Source organism: Kosakonia sp. YIM B13571 (assembly GCF_042788095.1).
Classification (GTDB): Bacteria; Pseudomonadota; Gammaproteobacteria; order Enterobacterales; family Enterobacteriaceae; genus Kosakonia; species Kosakonia quasisacchari.
Map to the genome: position 1 here is coordinate 1 of NZ_JBHZPL010000014.1, position 16,674 is coordinate 16,674.

Here is a 16,674-nt window from a genome sequence, read left to right on the forward strand (position 1 = left end):
ACGTTTCGCCAGCCGGTGCAGGTTAGCGACGTCCACCTGCACAATATCGACCAGGTGGGAATCCTTTACCGCTTTAACCCCAGACGTTTCGCCAGCCGGTGCAGGTTAGCGACATCCACCTGCACAATATCGACCAGGTGGGAATCCTTTACCGCTTTAATCCCAGACGTTTCGCCAGCCGGTGCAGGTTGGCGACATCCATCTCCAGACCACGCGCGCAGGCCGCCCAATTACCGCCCTGCTCTTCCAGCGTGCGGGTAATAAACGCTCGCTGAAAATCTTCTGTCGCATCGCGCAAATTTTGCTCCACGGGCAGCGGTGTCGCCAGCGCGGATGGTTGCGTCGGTTCATCGCTGAGGGCGAAATGACGCGCTTCCAGCACCACGTCATCACGGTTGCGCGTACCGCGCGCCAGAATCACCGCGCGGTGGATGGCATGTTCCAGTTCGCGCACATTGCCCGGCCAGCCGTAGCTCAGTAAATGCGCGCGCGCGCCGGGGCTTAACGCCACTCTCCCCAGCCCCAGCCGCAAACGGCACTGTTCGCAGAAATAGCCCGCCAGTAGCACCACATCTTCCCCGCGTTCGCGCAGTGGCGGTACAGAAAGCGGAAACACACTCAAGCGATGGTAAAGATCGGCGCGAAAACGCCCGGCCAGCACCTCTTCACGCAGGTCACGGTTGGTAGCGGCCAGCACACGAACATCGACACGCAGGCTGCGGTCATCGCCGACGCGCTGAATATCGCCGTATTGCAGCACGCGCAGTAATTTCGCCTGCAACGAAAGCGACAGCTCGCCAATCTCATCGAGAAACAGCGTGCCGTTGTCCGCCATCTCGAACTTGCCGCTACGGTTGCTGATAGCGCCGGTAAACGCGCCTTTAACGTGACCGAACAGTTCGCTTTCGGCCACGCTTTCCGGCAGCGCGGCGCAGTTAAGATAGACCAGCGGATTGATCGCGCGCGGCGAGCCTTCATGGATGGCTTTCGCTACCAGCTCTTTACCGGTGCCGGTTTCACCACTGATCAACACATTCAGATCGGAAGCGGCAACGATATCGATCTCTTTTTTTAGCTGCTCCATGCCCGCCGACAGGCCAATCATTTTGCTACGTGTCACCTGTTCAAAGGCCGCTGGCGCGCCGGGCAGCATATTCTGGCTCTCCAGTTGCTCTATCAGCAGCGCGTTGTTCAGCGCACCTGCCGCCAGCGCGGCAATCAACCGCAGCTCTTCATCGCTAAACGTGTCGAACTGATCCGGCGACATGCCATCGAGCGTCAGCGCGCCAATCAGGTTTTGCCCGGCGAACAGCGGCAGCCCAACGCAGGCGTGCACTTTCAGGCTCTCCTGGCCTGGGATCAGGCCATCGTAAGGATCGGGCAAATCGCTATCGGCGGGAAAACGCACCACATCGCCAGCGCGGGCGATCGCTTCGAGCCGGGGATGGCCTTCCAGCGTAAAACGCCTGCCTAAAACATCCTGCGCCAGTCCGTCGATCGCCAGCGGAATAAATTGCCGCGCATCATAGCGCAGCAACGCCGAGGCATCGCACTCCAGCACCTGGCGCAGGGTGGTGATCAGCCGCTGGAAACGATCCGCATGACCGATACCGCTTTGCAGTTCAATGGCGATCCCCGCCAGCACATTCAGCGAAAAACTCATACTTACCTCACTGTCTTTTTGACAATGCATAGTGTCATATTGACCGTATTTATCATAGTCATAATGACAATTTATTTTTTCAAAAAAATAAATAAAATCATTATAAATCAATAAAATAAAAAGTTGGCACGCAACTTGATAATAGCCATACATCGAATTGAGAAAACTGCACAGGACAACTGATATGGCTATTCATGTAAAAAACAACATTCACTGGGTTGGACAACGTGACTGGGAAGTTCGCGACTTTCACGGTACTGAATATAAAACCCTGCGCGGCAGCAGCTACAACAGCTATCTGATCCGCGAAGGCAAAAACGTGCTGATCGATACCGTCGATCATAAATTTAGCCGTGAGTTCGTGCAGAACCTGCGCAGCGAAATCGATCTGCAGATGATCGACTACATCGTGATCAACCATGCGGAAGAAGATCACGCCGGTGCGCTGACCGAGCTGATGTCGTATATCCCGAACACCCCGATTTACTGTACCAATAACGCCATCGACTCGATTAACGGCCACCATCACCACCCTGAATGGAATTTCAACGTGGTGAAAACCGGCGACACGCTGGATATCGGCAACGGCAAACAGCTTATTTTTGTCGAAACGCCAATGCTGCACTGGCCGGACAGCATGATGACTTACCTGACCGGCGATGCCGTGCTGTTCAGCAACGACGCTTTTGGTCAGCACTACTGCGATGAACGCCTGTTCAATGATGAAGTGGATCAAACGGAACTGTTCGAGCAGTGCCAGCGCTACTACGCCAACATCCTCACGCCGTTCAGCCGCCTGGTAACGCCGAAAATCACCGAGATCCTCGGCTTCAACTTGCCGGTCGATATGATAGCTACCTCACACGGTGTGGTATGGCGCGATAATCCGACGCAAATTGTTGAGTTGTATCTGAAATGGGCGGCGGATTACCAGGAAGATCGCATCACGATTTTCTACGACACCATGTCCAACAACACCCGCATGATGGCCGACGCCATTGCGCAGGGCATTAACGAAGTTGACCCGCGCGTGGCGGTAAAAATCTTCAACGTCGCCCGCAGCGATAAAAACGACATTCTGACCAATGTGTTCCGCTCCAAAGGCGTGCTGGTTGGCACCTCGACCATGAACAACGTGATGATGCCGAAAATCGCCGGGCTGGTTGAAGAGATTACCGGCCTGCGTTTTCGCAATAAACGCGCCAGCGCTTTTGGCTCCCACGGCTGGAGCGGCGGTGCAGTTGACCGCCTGTCAACCCGTTTACAGGATGCCGGATTTGAGATGTCGGTCAGCCTGAAAGCGAAGTGGCGACCGGATATCGACGCGCTGGAAGTCTGCCGCCAGCACGGGCGCGATATTGCCCGCCAGTGGGCGCTATCGCCGTTGCCGGAGCCGGTAAACAGCCCAGCCGCCAGCGCGCAAGAAACCTGTGCCTGCGCAGCCGCAACCGCGGCGGATCTCGGTCCATCCATGCAGTGCAGTGTTTGCCAGTGGATTTATGACCCGGCAAAAGGCGAACCGATGCAGGATGTCGCACCCGGTACGCCGTGGAGCGAAGTGCCGGACAACTTCCTCTGCCCGGAATGTTCCCTTGGCAAAGAGGTGTTTGACGAACTGGCAACGGAGGCAAAATGAGCGCAGGCATCGTGATTATCGGTTCGGGCTTCGCCGCCCGGACGCTGGTGAAAAACATCCGCAAACTGGACAGTGCCGTACCGTTGACGCTGATTGCCGCCGACGGCATGGAAGATTACAACAAGCCGGATCTCAGCCATGTGATTAGCCAGGCGCAGCGCGCCGAGGATCTGATTCGCCAGTCGGCGGGCGAGTTCGCCGAGCAATATAATCTGCGGCTGTTCCCGTACACGTTTGTTACCGCCATCGACACACAAGCGCGGGTGGTGAAAAGCGCCGATAAACAGTGGCAATACGACAAACTGGTGCTGGCGACCGGGGCAAAGGCGTTCGTTCCGCCGCTGCCGGGGCGCGAAAAAATGCTCACGCTCAATAGCTTGCAGGAGTACCACGCCTGTGAAACCACCCTGCGCGATGCCAGCCGCGTGCTGATTGTAGGTGCCGGGCTGATTGGCTGCGAGCTGGCGATGGATTTTCGCCGTGCGGGCAAAACCGTGACCGTGCTGGATAACGCCGCCAGTATTCTGCCTTCGTTAATGCCGCCGGAAGTGAGTGGTCGCCTGCAACACTGCCTGACGGCGCTGGGCGTGCGCCTGCTGCTGCAATCGCGTTTAGTGCAACTCGACGAGCATGAACAGGGGGTGCGTGCGCAACTGGATGACGATCGCTACATTGATGCAGATGTGGTCGTTGCCGCCACCGGGCTGTCGCCGCAGGTGTCGCTGGCGCAGAACGCCGGGCTGGAGGTTGGGCGCGGGATCGTGGTGGACGGAACGCTGCAAACCAACAATCCGCACATCTTCGCACTCGGTGACTGTGCGCAGATTAACGGCCAGGTGCTGCCGTTCCTGCAACCGATTCAACTGAGCGCAATGACGCTGGCGAAAAACCTCACCGGCAACAGCACGCAACTGGTGCTGCCCGCGATGCTGGTGAAGGTGAAAACGCCGCTAATGCCGCTGCATCTGGCCGGGGAAACGCACCGCACCGATCTGCGCTGGCATATCGCCACCGAGGCCGATGGCATGGTGGCAAAAGGGCTGGACACAGAAGATAAACTGCGTGCGTTTGTGGTCAGCGAAGACAGAATGAAAGAGGCGTTTGCCCTGCTTAAAGCGCTGGCGGTATAGCCCGCGCTGCCGCTACCAGCCCCTGGCCGAAGGCAATGCCGCCATCACCGGCCGGGAGCTGGTGCGCAAACAGCAAAGTAAATTCCGCAAGGTAGTACTGTAAGCGTTTCTTCAGCAGGCGGTTATGCATCACGCCGCCGCTGAACACCAGCACAGGGATCCCACGCAATGTCGCTTCCTGCCGCGCCAGTGTTGCCAGACCTTGCGCCAGCGCATCATGAAATGCCCATGCGCGCTCGGCAGGCGTTGCCTGCCAGTTCAGCCAGCTTCGCCAGAATGCTGCCAAATCTAGCATGGTGCCGCAAAGCGGTATCTGAACCGGATGCTCAACAGACTCCACACTCGCCGCCAGCGCTTCCAGTTGGCAAGCCGCCTCGCCTTCATAACTGAGGTGCAGCGGCGCGCAGCCCAGCGCACAGGCAATAGCATCAAATAAACGCCCGCAGGATGAAGCTTTCGGCGCATTAACGCCGCGCTCAATTGCACGCGCCAGCAGCGGCCAGTTCTGCCGCTGAATATCGGCGGTTTCCGGATAGTGTTGCCAGTCAGGGATAAATTCCAGCATCTGCGCCAGCAAGTTGCGCCACGGCTGCTGCGCCGCTAAATCGCCGCCGGGGAGCGCCACTGCCGGTACCCCCCCCAAGTGCTCGCACTCGCGGTAATTGACCCGCAGGCATTCACCGCCCCACAATTCACCGCCCTCGCCCATACCGATACCATCAAGCGTTATTGCAATGACATCGCCACCTTCGAGCGGCCAGCCGTGTTCGCCAAGGCAGGCAGCGGCGTGGGCGTGATGATGCAGCACCGTCTGCACTGGCAGGCCATAACTGCTGGCCCATTGATGCGTGCGATACCCTGGATGGGCGTCCACCACCACCTGCTCCGGGGCAAAATCGTAAATATCCAGCATCAGACGCAGCGCACTGCGCCACTGCGCTTCGACGCCTTCATCCGTGATATCGCCAAAATGCTGCCCCGGCACCGCACTGTTGCCGCGCAACAGGCAAAAGGTGTTTTTCAGATCCGCCCCCAGGCAGAGCAGCGGCGGAAGATCGTTAAACCCCGGCGGCAGCGACATCGCATCCGGCACATAGCCGCGCGAGCGGCGCAGCATCTCCCCGCTCTCGCGCACCACGGAATCATCCATGCGCTGAACAATATCGCGGTTGTGCAGCAAAAAACCGTCGGCGATATCCGCCAAATCGCTTAACGCCTCGTCATTACAGATAGCGGGCGGTTTGCCGCTGAGGTTGCCGGACGTCATCACCAGCGGGCGCTGTAACTCCTGTGCCAGCAGGTGTTGCAGCGGATTGGCAGGCAACATGACGCCCACTTCATCAAGGCCGGGAGCAATCGCCTCGCACAGCCCGCTCACGCGCTCTTTTTCCACCAGCACAATCGGTGCGGCGGGCGTTGCAAGTAAACGCTGCGCCTGCGCCGTCACGCCTTCTGCGCCGGGTAACATCACCGCCAGCGGTTTTGCCGGGCGATGTTTTCGCGCGCGCAGGTGCATCACCGCCGCCTGGTTCGTTGCATCACAAGCGAGATGAAAACCGCCAATGCCTTTTACCGCCACAATGCCGCCGCTTTTTAGCAGCGCGATTGCCGCCTGTAGTGCCGCTTCCCCTTGTGCATGCTGTTCGCCGCTGCGCCATTCAAGCGCCGGGCCGCATTCATGACACGCGACGGGCTGAGCGTGAAAACGCCGGTCCAGCGGATTGCGATACTCGGCTTCGCACACCGGGCACAACGGAAAACCCGCCATTGCGGTGTAAGGCCGGTCATAAGGCATAGCGCGAATAATGGTGAAGCGCGGCCCACAGTGGGTGCAGTTGATAAATGGGTAGCGATAGCGGCGTTCAGAAGGGTCGTTCATCTCCGCCAGGCATGCCGGGCAGGTTGCCGCGTCGGGAACAATTTGGGTATTCATTGCGCCACCCGCGCTGTGGCGAATGGCGAAATCAAGCGGTAAAACAGACCAGCAAAACGGCGCGCTGGTCACCATATCAATGCGCGCCAGCGGCGGGCATTGATGCTGCAACAGGGCGAGAAATTCATGCTCATTACCGAGCAGCCGAACCTCCACGCCCTGCGCATCATTACAGACATCGCCTTTCAGCCCGAGCTGCTGCGCCAGTTGCCAGACAAAGGGGCGGAAGCCCACCCCTTGTACTTTTCCGTACACGCGCAAACAGACACCGTTGCTGTTGGCTGTGTCATCATTGCATTGCTGCATTGAGCAATCGACTCTTCATCTGTTGATAAGTGCTCTGAGTGTACTCTTCGGCCCAGCGCTGATCGTTGATCGCACTCACCCGAACTGCGCAGTATTTGGTCTCTGGCGTTTTTGAAATCGGATCCAGATTATCCTGCGTCAGTTCGTTACACGCACCAATCCACCACTGATAAGTCATATACACGCTGCCGTGATTAACGCGCTCGCTGACATCCGCACGCGTGATCACCTTGCCACGTCGCGACTCAACCCATACCAGTTGGCGATCCTGCACGCCGAGCGCCTCGGCATCGGCCGGGCTAATCTGCACAAAGCCCGGTTCGTCAGCGAGCGTTTGCAGCGCCGCACAGTTGCCGGTCATTGAACGGCAAGAGTAGTGGCCCACTTCGCGCACCGTACAGAGCACCAGTGGGAATTCATCGTCCGGGCGTTCCGCTGGCGCACGCCATTGCGCGGCAAAGAGATGGCCTTTGCCGTCCGGCGTATCGAATTTGTTGTTCTGATACAGGTATGGCGTACCGGGGTGATCAAGCGTCGGGCAAGGCCACTGAATGTGCCCCATATCGCCCATTTTCTCGTAGGTCACGCCGTAGAACAGCGGACACAACTCGCGCAGCTCATCCCAGATCTGCTGGTTGTTGTCGTAGTGCATCGGGTAGCCCATTTCCGTGGCAATCAGGCTGATGATTTCCCAGTCGCGCTTGACGTTGTACTTCGGCTCAATGGCTTTTTCAAAGCGCTGGAAGCCGCGATCGGCGCAGGTGAAGACACCGCCATGCTCACCCCATGACGTTGCGGGCAGCAGCACATCGGCCTGCTCGGCGGTTTTAGTCATAAAGATGTCCTGCACCACCACAAAATCGAGCGCTTCAAAGCCTTTACGCACCAGGCCTAAATCCGCTTCGGTCTGCAACGGATCTTCACCCATGATGTAGTAGGCTTTCACTTTGCCTTCCAGCGCCAGGTGCGGCACTTCGGTAATGCGCACGCCCACTTTATCGTCCATCACCGCCGGGTCGATGCCCCAGGCTTTGGCGAATTTAGCGCGTACTTCCGGGTTTACCACATCCTGATAGCCAGGGAACTGGTTGGGGATCACGCCCATATCACACGCGCCCTGCACGTTGTTTTGCCCGCGTACCGGGCCAACGCCAACATGTTCGCGACCAAGGTTACCGGTAAGCAGCGCCAGGCTGGAGAGTCCTTTCACCACGTCCACCGCTTGGCCGAACTGGGTGACGCCCATGCCCCACATAATGGTGGCAGACGGTGCGGCGGCATAGGTGCGCATTGCCTGACGCACCTGTTTTGCAGGGACGCCGGTAATGTGCTCCACCGCTTCAGGCGCGTAATCTTTTACCGTTTCACGGTACGCTTCCAGCCCGGTTGTAAAGCTGGCAACGTAATCTTTGTCGTAGAGTTCCTCTTCCAGCAGCACATAGCCAAAAGCGTTGACCAGCGCCATGTTGCAGCCGTTATTCAGTCGCAGGTGCTGGTCGGCGATGCGCGCGGTTTCGATGCGGCGCGGATCGCAGACAATGATTTTCGCCCCTTTCTGTTTGGCTTTGATCACCCGGCGCGCGACGATCGGGTGTGAATCGGCGCAGTTATAGCCAAATACCAGCAGGCAACTGGAGTTTTCGATATCGCTGATGGAGTTACTCATCGCACCGTTGCCAAGTGTTTCCTGTAAACCCGCAACAGACGGGCCGTGGCAAACGCGCGCGCAGCAGTCGACGTTGTTGGTGTTGAGCACGCCGCGGGCAAATTTTTGCATTACATAGTTGGTTTCATTGCCCGTGCCGCGTGACGAGCCGGTAGTCATAATGGCGCGCGGGCCATATTTCGCTTTGATATCGCCAAGGCGTTTGGCGGTGTAGCGGATCGCTTCATCCCAACTGACCGGCGTAAGTTTGCCGCCTTTTTCGTAGCGGATCATCGGCTGGGTCAGGCGCGGCGTCAGCAGTTTGGTGTCGTTCAGGAAATCCCAGCCGTAGTAGCCTTTCAGGCACAGTTCGTTCTGGTTAGTGTGGCCGTTGGCCGCTTCCGCACGGATGATTTTTCCGTTATCCACGACCAGTTTCAGTTTGCAGCCAGCGCCACAGTAAGGGCATACGCTCGTAATTTTTTTCATCAGTAACAGACCTGTTAAAAGTGAAATTCAGATTGTTTAGAACACCAGGGAAACGGCGCCATCCAGCGCGGCGCGACGACGTTTTTCCGCGCTCATCTGTTCCAGTAAGTTGCGATCGACACATACCAGCGCGTTGGTCGGGCAGGCCTGCATACAAGCGGGGCCGCTTTCGCGGTGGTGGCACAAATCGCATTTGTTGGCTTCGGCTTTCTCAGCGCGCACATTCAGGCCTGCGCCGCTGTGGCGAATAACCGGGCGCACTACCACTTCCATCGCGCCGTACGGGCACGCGACTACGCAGGTTTTGCAGCCAATGCAGCGTTCCTGCATCACATGCACAAACCCTTCGTCGCGGCTGATAGCACCGTTCGGGCAAACATTCGCGCAGGGCGCGTCTTCGCACTGACGGCACAATGTCGCCGTCGACACATTGACACCCTTGATGACATGAATACGCGGCAGAAACGTCTCAGGGGTGAGTGCCGCGCAATCCTGGTTTTCCTGATGAGACACCACGCAGGCGACCTCACAGGTGCGACAGCCAATGCATTTTGCAGCGTCTGCCATAATAAATCGGTTCATGAGTTCCTCCGGAAAAAGGCGATATCCCGCCGGAGTATTCACAAAGCGTGCCAGAATTATAATTAACTGTAATTAAAGGAAATTTATAAAATCAGTGGGCTGTCATCGACAGAAGTGACGATGACAGCTGACGAGATCAGATGTGCGGGCCGTCAGTGATGGAATCGCGGGTAATTAACTCACCTGGAAAGGTTTGCTGGTAGTGAAAATCGCCACCATCAAGCATAAAGATCAAGCGGTTAATCGTCTCTTTGATCATCTCCGTGACCGGGATTTTCACGCTGGAAAGCGCCGGCACGGTAAAGGGCGCAATGGCGATATCATCAAACCCCACCACCGACACCTGCTGCGGCACCGCGAGCTGGCTTTCATGCAGTTGCTTAATCGCGCCGATGGCCATATCGTCGTTGCTCGCCACCAGCGCGGTGAAGGTCGCCTTGCGGGAAAGCAGCTCCGCCACGCCTTGCGCGCCGCTGGCTGGCGTCCATTTCCCTTCGGTTATCAATTCATTACGCACCTCGATCCCGTGCTGCGCCAGCGCTTCTTTATAACCCGATAAACGCTCAATACCGGTGGGTGAATCCAGCGAACCGGTGATAAATGCGATATCGCGGTGACCACGGGTGATAAGCCGCGACACCACGCTCATGCTGGAGGCTTTCTGGTCAGAGTAAACACAGTGGCTGGCGTGTTTACGCAAACGGCGATTGAGCACCACCAGCGGTTGCGAATGGTTGTCGATAATCTCGTCAAGTTCATCAACACTCAAAAAACGCGGGTAAATAATGATCGCATCACAACGCAAATCGAGCAGGTACTGGATCGCCTGGCGCTCCTCTTCGGCGCTGTGTTTCCCGTCTGCCAGCAGCAATCGACGGCCTTTATCTTCGGTCATGCGCGCGGCATGGGAAAGCAGCTCGCTAAAATAGACACCGTGATAAAGAGTGTTGGTGACCACCAGCCCTAAGGTCTGGGTTTTGCTGGAAGCCAGGCTGCGCGCCAGCAAATTCGGGCGATAACCGCTTTCGGTAATGGCCTGAAAGACGCGTGCTTTCGTCTCTTCGCCAACATACCCTTTGCCCGTCAGCACGCGGGAAACGGTGGCTTTCGACACCCCAGCCCGCTTTGCTACTTCCTGCATTGTCGCCATCGATCCTCCCGCTGCAAAAAACGTGACCCGAAGTGTACTTCAGGCGTTGCGATGATGGGAACACTTAAGCCCGACAGATCAACATTTCCCTCGCGCCTCATCTAGTGATCAACATCACGATTATAAAAATAACCTCTTTTTATGTCTTGTTTCACACAATGAAACTATTCATGATTTTGTGGAACCGGTTACCTATTTCATGTTTCATGGCCGCCTGGGCGTTGCGATGAAGCAGTACCTTATTGATAAAACAGGACAAAATTTAATGGCAAAGAATTATGCCGCGCTGGCCCACTCGGTGGTGGACGCGCTGGGCGGAGCCGATAACATCGCCGCCGTAACGCACTGTATGACGCGCCTGCGCTTTGTGGTGAAAGACGAAACACGCATCGACGCCCCCACGCTTAAAAGCGTCAGCGGCGTAATGGGTGTGGTACGCAACGACAACCAGTGCCAGGTGATCATCGGCAACACGGTTTCCCAGGCGTTTCGCGAAGTGGTCAGCCTGCTGCCGCAAGATATGCAGCCGGTTGAAGTGCAGACGAAGCAAAAACTGACGTTGCGCCGCATCGGCGCGGGCATTCTCGATGCGTTGATCGGCACCATGTCGCCGCTGATCCCGGCGATCATCGGCGGGTCGATGGTTAAACTGCTGGCGATGGTGCTGGAGATGTCCGGCGTGCTGCCAAAAGGCTCTTCCACACTGACGATTCTGACGGTGATTGGCGACGGCGCCTTCTTCTTCCTGCCATTGATGGTGGCAGCGTCTGCGGCGGTGAAATTCAAAACCAATATGTCGCTGGCAATCGCCATCGCCGGGGTGCTGGTGCATCCGAGTTTTGTCGATCTGATGGCGAAAGCCGCGCAGGGCGAGCACGTTGAGTTCGCGCTGATTCCGGTGACGGCGGTGAAATACACCTATACCGTCATCCCGGCGCTGGTGATGACCTGGTGCCTGTCGTATATCGAACGCTGGGTGGATCGCATTACACCGGCGGTGACGAAAAACTTCTTAAAACCGATGTTGATCGTGCTGATTGCCGCGCCGCTGGCAATTGTGCTGATTGGCCCGCTCGGCATCTGGATCGGTAGCGCTATTTCCGCGCTGGTCTACACCATTCACGGCTATCTCGGCTGGCTCTCCGTTGCCATTATGGGCGCACTGTGGCCGCTGCTGGTGATGACCGGTATGCACCGTGTCTTTACCCCAACCATTATTCAGACCATCGCGGAAACCGGCAAAGAGGGCATGGTTATGCCGTCGGAAATCGGTGCGAACCTGTCGCTTGGCGGTTCTTCGTTGGCGGTAGCCTGGAAAACCAAAAACCCGGAACTGCGCCAGACCGCAATGGCGGCGGCGGCTTCCGCGATTCTGGCCGGTATCTCAGAACCGGCGCTCTACGGCGTGGCGGTGCGCCTGAAACGTCCGCTGATTGCCAGTTTGATTAGCGGTTTTGTCTGCGGCGCGGTTGCCGGTATCGCCGGGCTTGCCAGCCACTCAATGGCGGCGCCTGGGTTATTTACCAGCGTCCAGTTCTTCGACCCGGCTAACCCCATGTCCATTGTCTGGGTGTTCGGCGTAATGGCGCTGGCGGTAGTGTTGTCATTTGTGTTGACGCTGCTGCTCGGGTTTGAAGATATTCCCGTGGAAACCGAGAACAAACCGCAAGCGGCCGAGCCGGTCAATGTAAAAGAAGCACGAGCCTGATTTAAGAAAGCGAGGTAACGCATGTCAGTATTTCCGCAAGGATTTTTATGGGGCGGCGCGCTTGCCGCCAACCAGTCGGAAGGGGGTTATCTGGAGGGCGGCAAAGGGCTGACCACTGTAGATATGATCCCGCACGGCGCGAACCGTCTGCCAGTGAAACTGGGTCAGGAAAAACGCTTTACGCTGCGCGATGACGAGTTCTACCCAAGCCACGAGGCGATCGATTTTTATCATCGCTACAAAGAAGATATCGCGCTGATGGCGGAGATGGGTTTTTCGGTGTTTCGTACCTCGATTGCCTGGAGCCGCCTGTACCCGAACGGCGACGAACTGACGCCGAACCCGGAAGGGGTAGCGTTCTACCGCGCGGTGTTTGAAGAGTGCAAAAAGTACAATATCGAACCGCTGGTCACGCTGTGCCACTTCGATGTGCCGATGCATCTGGTCATCGAATACGGCTCATGGCGTAACCGCAAAATGGTGGAGTTTTTCACCCGTTACGCACGCACCTGCTTTGAAGAATTTAACGGGCTGGTGAAATACTGGCTGACCTTCAACGAAATCAACATCATGTTGCACAGCCCGTTCTCCGGTGCGGGGCTGGTGTTCGAAGAGGGTGAAAACCAGGATCAGGTGAAATACCAGGCGGCGCACCATGAGCTGATTGCCAGCGCGCTGGCAACGAAAATCGCCCATGAAGTAAACCCGCAAAACCAGGTGGGCTGCATGCTGGCGGGTGGTAATTTTTATCCCTACTCCTGCAAACCGGTCGATGTGTGGACGGCGCTGGAAAAAGATCGCGAAAACCTGTTCTTTATCGATGTGCAGGCGCGCGGCAGCTACCCGGCCTACTCCGCGCGCGTGTTCCGCGAAAAAGGCGTCACCATTGTGAAAGAAGCGGGTGACGACGAAATCCTGAAGAACACCGTCGATTTCGTCTCCTTCAGTTATTACGCCTCACGCTGTGCGTCGGCGGATATGAACGCCAACAACACCAGCGCGGCCAACATCGTGAAATCGCTGCGCAACCCGCACATTGAAGTCAGCGAATGGGGCTGGGGTATCGATCCGTTGGGTCTGCGCATTACCATGAACATGATGTACGACCGCTACCAGAAACCGCTCTTCCTGGTGGAAAACGGCCTCGGCGCGAAAGATGAACTGAACGCCAATGGCGAAGTAGAAGATGATTACCGCATCAGCTACCTGCGCGAACATATCCGTGCGATGGGCGACGCCATCGAAGATGGTATTCCGGTTATCGGTTACACCAGTTGGGGCTGTATCGATCTGGTGGCGGCATCCACCGGCGAGATGAGCAAGCGCTACGGTTTTGTCTATGTCGACCGCGATGATGCCGGTAACGGTACGCTGGCACGCAGCCGTAAAAAATCGTTCTGGTGGTATAAGAAAGTGATCGCCAGCAACGGGGCCGATCTCGACTAAACACCGCGCAACACCAGGCGGGCAACACGAACGCATTTCGTCGTTGTCCGTCTTTCTCCCCCTGTTTACAGACTTTTCTCAACGGCAGTTTGCCGCTTGATAGCGTGACAACGCTCACATCTATGCCAGGCTTAATGACGTGTACAACAACGTCTGAAGGAGAAAGCATGGCAGAGCAAAGCCCAAAAACCACGCTAGCACCGCACTATCCTACTCCTCCGTTTGTCGAACAACCGCAGCCCGCACCGGGTCTTGCCAGCAAAATGAAACCTGTGCCGGATCACGGTGAAACCCGCTACCGGGGTTCCGGGCGTTTAACGGGCCGTAAAGCGCTGATCACCGGCGGCGATTCCGGCATTGGCCGGGCGGTCGCCATTGCCTACGCCCGCGAAGGTGCGGATGTGGCAATTAATTACCTGCCGGAAGAGGAATCTGACGCCGCTGAAGTGATCCAACTGATTGAAGCCGAAGGACGAAAAGCCATCGCCATTCCAGGTGATATCCGTTCGGAGGCGTTTTGCCGGACGCTGGTCAACGAGGCGGTTACGAAACTGGGCGGGCTGGATATTCTGGTTAACAACGCCGGTCGCCAGCAGTTTAACGAGTCGATTCTGACGCTCTCGACGGAAGATTTTGACGCCACCTTTAAAACCAACGTCTATGCGATGTTCTGGATAACCAAAGCCGCAGTGGAACATCTGCCGCGCGGTGCCAGCATAATCAACACCTCTTCGGTGCAGGCCCACCAGCCAAGCCCTATTCTGCTGGATTACGCGCAGACCAAAGCGGCGATCGTGGCGTTCACTAAATCGCTGGCGCAGCAATTGGGTGAAAAAGGCATCCGCGTGAATGCGGTTGCGCCTGGCCCTTACTGGACACCGCTGCAGTCCAGTGGCGGTCAGCCGCAGGAAAAAGTGCAGCAATTCGGTGCCAGCGCGCCGCTGGGCCGCCCAGGTCAGCCCGTAGAAATTGCTCCGCTGTATGTCACCATGGCCTCGGCGGAAAGCAGCTACACCTCCGGGCAGGTTTGGTGTTCTGACGGGGGTACCGGCACGCTGTAATTCTCACTCCCGATTCCACTCTGTATGGCCGCCGTCTGGCGGCCATTTCTGGTAAGGATCGCAACACCGTGAAGAACACAATTTTTCACTCTCCTGTGCGGGAGGATGGCTTTGCCGAACCCGGCGATTACGCCGCGATTGGTGAAGGGCGCTCGGTTGCACTCATCGCCCCCGACGGTTCAATCGACTGGTGGTGCGCGCCAAACCTCGATTCCCCGCCGCTGTTTGACCGCCTGCTCGACCCGGAGATTGGCGGTTTTTTTCAGCTAGAACCGCAGCAACCTTACACCGTTACGCGGCGCTACAGGCAGGACAGCAACGTGCTGGAAACCACTTTTACTACCGCCAGCGGCAAAGTGTTACTCACCGAATCCATTAACAGTACGCTCGCCGGACGTTTGCCGTGGAGCGAGTTGGCGCGCCGGATTGACGGTCTGGAAGGCGAAGTGGCATTAGCGCTGAAAGTCCGTTTCGGCACACGGGCAGAAACCTGTTCGCCATGGATGAATAAAACAGCGCACGGCAACGTCTACCATATCGCCGATTTAATGGCGATGCTGCGCACCAGCGAAGAGGTCAACATCACCGACGCCGACGATGAGCAGATTAACGGTCACATGAAAATTTCAGCGGGCCAGCGGCGGTTAGTCGCGCTGCTGGTGACCGAGAAAGAGCCGCTGGCAGTACCGAGCCTTGAGGCAATTGACGCGCGAATTGAAACCAGCCATGCCGCCTGGTGCGACTGGAGTAAAAACCTGAGCTATGCAGGGCGCTACACAGAGCATATTGGGCGTTCCGCGCTGGCGCTGAAATTCCTTTGGTATTCCCCGACCGGCGCGCTTGCGGCGGCGGCGACCACCTCAATTCCGGAAGGCATTGGCGGCGAGAAGAATTACGATTATCGCTACGCGTGGATCCGCGATGCCTGCCTGATTATTAAAGCGTTTGCGTTTTTGGGCGCGCTGGAAGAGTGCAAAGCCGCTTTCTCATGGCTGTCAAAAACCATTATCCGCCACGGTGTCAGGCTGCAGGCGTGTTACACACTCGAAGGGGATGAAGTGCCCAGCGAAACTTACCCGGCGCTGCGGGGCTACAAAAACTCAAAGCCTGTGCGAGTGGGTAATAACGCTCGCGACCAGTTACAACTCAGCATGTACGGCGACATGCTGGCAACGGCGGAACTGTTCGTCAAGGCGGGCCACGTGCTGGATCTCACCACCTCGCGGCTGCTGGGCGAGTTGGCGAACTGTTGCGCCGATCACTGGCGACAAAAGGATTGCGGGATTTGGGAACTGCCCGAGCTGCAACATTATACCCACTCCAAGATGGCGTGCTGGCTGGCGCTGGATATGGCCGTGCTGATGGCGAAAGAGAAATATATCGAACCGACATGGGTCGGGCGCTGGGAGCGCGAGCGGGATCGCATCCGCGACTGGATCGAAAGCCATTGCTGGTCAGAGAGCAAGCAGGCCTACCTTTTTTACCCGGATAGCGACGATCGGCTTGATGCTTCGCTGGCGCTGGTTTATCGCTATGGTCAACATGTTAACCCCCAGCGCATGCTTGCCACTTACCGGGCCATTGAAGAAGAGTTGGGTCACGGCGGCGCACTGGTCTACCGCTACAGCGGCGTCGAACAGGAAGAGAACACTTTTGTCGCCTGTTCGTTCTGGCTGGCGGCAGCCTGGGCAGCAATGGGCGAGATAACCAAAGCCGAAGCGGCAATGGAGGCGATCCTCAACGCCCTTTGCGATAGAGGCAATGTCGAAACCTTTAATGAGATGTTTGATGTTCGCACCGGCAAGTGGAGCGGCAACCTGCCGCAGGGTTTAAGCCACCTGGCGCTGATTTGCGCCGCGCAGGCGATTACCGATTACAGCACCTCATCCCACCCGTGAACAGGTATAAGGGGAAAACGCGCACGC

Annotated in this window: 11 protein-coding genes; 6 read left to right on the forward strand and 5 right to left on the reverse strand. The window is 57.2% G+C overall.

The genetic code is table 11. From position 1 onward, the window contains the following. Positions 1 to 148 precede the first annotated feature (148 nt). Positions 149 to 1,663: a nitric oxide reductase transcriptional regulator NorR gene (gene norR, locus ACFX4O_RS21810; RefSeq protein ID WP_380211316.1), complete on the reverse strand. Its 1,515-nt coding sequence runs from the start codon at positions 1,661 to 1,663 to the stop codon at positions 149 to 151. A 184-nt stretch (positions 1,664 to 1,847) separates the two neighbouring features. Between norR and norV the strand changes: the two genes are divergently transcribed. Together norV and norW are read left to right on the forward strand one after the other, a co-directional pair. Further along, on the forward strand, positions 1,848 to 3,299 hold the full coding sequence (gene norV, locus ACFX4O_RS21815; protein ID WP_380211314.1) for an anaerobic nitric oxide reductase flavorubredoxin: 1,452 nt from the start codon (positions 1,848 to 1,850) through the stop codon (positions 3,297 to 3,299). After that, a complete protein-coding gene (gene norW, locus ACFX4O_RS21820) occupies positions 3,296 to 4,429 on the forward strand; it encodes an NADH:flavorubredoxin reductase NorW (RefSeq protein ID WP_380211312.1) in 1,134 nt (377 codons plus the stop codon). The genes norV and norW overlap by 4 nt, the downstream gene beginning before the upstream one ends. Here norW and hypF read toward each other — a convergent pair. The 4 genes from hypF to ACFX4O_RS21840 form a co-directional block, all read right to left on the reverse strand. Next, complete coding sequence (gene hypF, locus ACFX4O_RS21825) at positions 4,410 to 6,668, reverse strand: carbamoyltransferase HypF (RefSeq protein ID WP_380211310.1); 2,259 nt, start codon at positions 6,666 to 6,668, stop codon at positions 4,410 to 4,412. The genes norW and hypF overlap by 20 nt on opposite strands. Further along, the gene (fdhF, locus tag ACFX4O_RS21830; protein ID WP_380211308.1) at positions 6,652 to 8,802 is read right to left on the reverse strand and encodes a formate dehydrogenase subunit alpha; all 2,151 of its coding nucleotides are present in this window, start codon (positions 8,800 to 8,802) and stop codon (positions 6,652 to 6,654) included. Before fdhF ends, hypF begins: the two co-directional genes overlap by 17 nt. Before the next feature lie 36 nt (positions 8,803 to 8,838). Beyond that, the gene (hydN, locus tag ACFX4O_RS21835) at positions 8,839 to 9,384 is read right to left on the reverse strand and encodes an electron transport protein HydN (RefSeq protein WP_020454941.1); all 546 of its coding nucleotides are present in this window, start codon (positions 9,382 to 9,384) and stop codon (positions 8,839 to 8,841) included. Between the two features lie 136 nt (positions 9,385 to 9,520). Continuing rightward, complete coding sequence (locus tag ACFX4O_RS21840) at positions 9,521 to 10,534, reverse strand: LacI family DNA-binding transcriptional regulator (protein ID WP_380211306.1); 1,014 nt, start codon at positions 10,532 to 10,534, stop codon at positions 9,521 to 9,523. A 265-nt stretch (positions 10,535 to 10,799) separates the two neighbouring features. Between ACFX4O_RS21840 and ascF the strand changes: the two genes are divergently transcribed. The 4 genes from ascF (at position 10,800) to ACFX4O_RS21860 (ending at position 16,647) form a co-directional block, all read left to right on the forward strand. Then, complete coding sequence (gene ascF, locus ACFX4O_RS21845) at positions 10,800 to 12,242, forward strand: PTS cellobiose/arbutin/salicin transporter subunit IIBC (protein WP_131408788.1); 1,443 nt, start codon at positions 10,800 to 10,802, stop codon at positions 12,240 to 12,242. A 21-nt stretch (positions 12,243 to 12,263) separates the two neighbouring features. Next, positions 12,264 to 13,688 (forward strand): 6-phospho-beta-glucosidase, encoded by a 1,425-nt coding sequence (locus tag ACFX4O_RS21850; protein ID WP_380211304.1) that lies wholly within the window; start codon positions 12,264 to 12,266, stop codon positions 13,686 to 13,688. Between the two features lie 167 nt (positions 13,689 to 13,855). Next, positions 13,856 to 14,749, forward strand: a complete 894-nt coding sequence (locus tag ACFX4O_RS21855; RefSeq protein ID WP_380211302.1) for an SDR family oxidoreductase — start codon at positions 13,856 to 13,858, stop codon at positions 14,747 to 14,749. 68 nt (positions 14,750 to 14,817) lie between these two features. Next, positions 14,818 to 16,647 (forward strand): glycoside hydrolase family 15 protein, encoded by a 1,830-nt coding sequence (locus ACFX4O_RS21860; protein WP_380211300.1) that lies wholly within the window; start codon positions 14,818 to 14,820, stop codon positions 16,645 to 16,647. Positions 16,648 to 16,674 lie beyond the last annotated feature (27 nt).